We start from the raw sequence: 1,249 nt of genomic DNA on the forward strand, positions 1-1,249 counted from the left end.
TTCGATGCCTTCATACGATTCCGCTCCTTTCCCAGCCAGGAAAACTTAGCGGAAAACTCCAGCTTCAAACGATCCAGTTTTCAGGGGGCAGTGCACCCTGAAGGAGCAGACGAATGCGAAAGAGCCGTTTCACCGAGGCGCAGATTATCGGGATGATCAAGGAACAGGAGGCAGGCATGCCGACGGCGGAGGTATGCCGCCGGCACGGACTGAGCCCGGCCACGTTCTATAAGCTGAAGTCCAAGTATGGCGGCATGGAGGTGTCCGAGGCCGCTAGGCTGAAGGCGCTGGAGGACGAGAACGCCAAGCTGAAGCGCCTTCTGGCCGATACTATGCTCGACAACGTGGTCCTGAAAGATCTTCTGGGAAAGAACTGACGACGCTGACCAAGCGGCGAGAGGCAGCTCTCAGAGCGCTGCGGGATCACGACATCTCGCAGCGCCGGGCCTGCCGGCTTGTCGGCGTCGATCCCAAGACTGTCCGGCGCGAACGCCCGCCGGATTGCCCCGATATCCGCAAGGAGATGCAGGAGATTGCCGGCAAGCGGCGTCGCTTCGGCTATCGCCGGATCGGCGTCCTGCTCGAACGCAAGGGCATGATCATGAACCACAAGAAGCTATATCGGCTCTACCGGGAGGAAGGGCTATCGGTGAAGCGACGACGTGGCCGCAAGCGGGCCCGCGGCACACGCACACCGATGCCGGAGGCGGCGCGCCCGAATGCGCGCTGGTCGCTGGACTTTCTGTCGGACAGCTTCGGTGCTTCACGCAAGTTCCGCATCCTTGCGGTGATCGACGATTGCTGCCGCGAAAACCTGTGCCTGATGGCTGACACTAGTATCTCGGGAGCCCGTGTCGCCCGCGAGCTGGATGCGCTGGTGCGGGTCTACGGAAAACCAGGTTGCATCGTCAGTGATAACGGGACGGAGTTCACAAGCCGGGCCATCCTGAGATGGGCCGACCAGAACGATGTTCCGTGGCATTACATCGATCCTGGTAAACCGCAGCAGAACGCCTTCATCGAGTCGTTCAACGGCAGCCTGCGCGACGAGCTATTGAACGAGGAGATCTTTGACACCCTGGACGATGCCCGGCGCAAGCTGGCGCTATGGCGATATGACTACAACGCCGTCAGGCCGCATTCGTCGCTCGGAAACCAGACGCCACTGCAAGCGCGCCGAGCGCTTGAGCAATTTGAGGGCTCCGCGCCCGGCGCGCTTGCCCAAACCGAAACCCATGATTATCAGAAT

General features: G+C 60.8%; 1 protein-coding gene. It reads left to right on the forward strand.

All coding sequences use genetic code 11. From position 1 onward, the window contains the following. Positions 1-113: 113 nt before the first annotated feature. Positions 114-1,249, forward strand: a protein-coding gene (locus tag J1C52_RS14980) for an IS3 family transposase (protein ID WP_227428730.1) whose coding sequence is annotated in 2 segments (ribosomal slippage) — positions 114-363 and positions 363-1,249 — 1,137 coding nt annotated over the 2 segments. Because the reading frame shifts where the segments join, the coding sequence is not laid out codon by codon here. This gene is flagged as partial in the annotation.

This window comes from Roseibaca sp. Y0-43, from assembly GCF_020667835.1.
Classification (GTDB): domain Bacteria; phylum Pseudomonadota; class Alphaproteobacteria; order Rhodobacterales; family Rhodobacteraceae; genus Roseinatronobacter.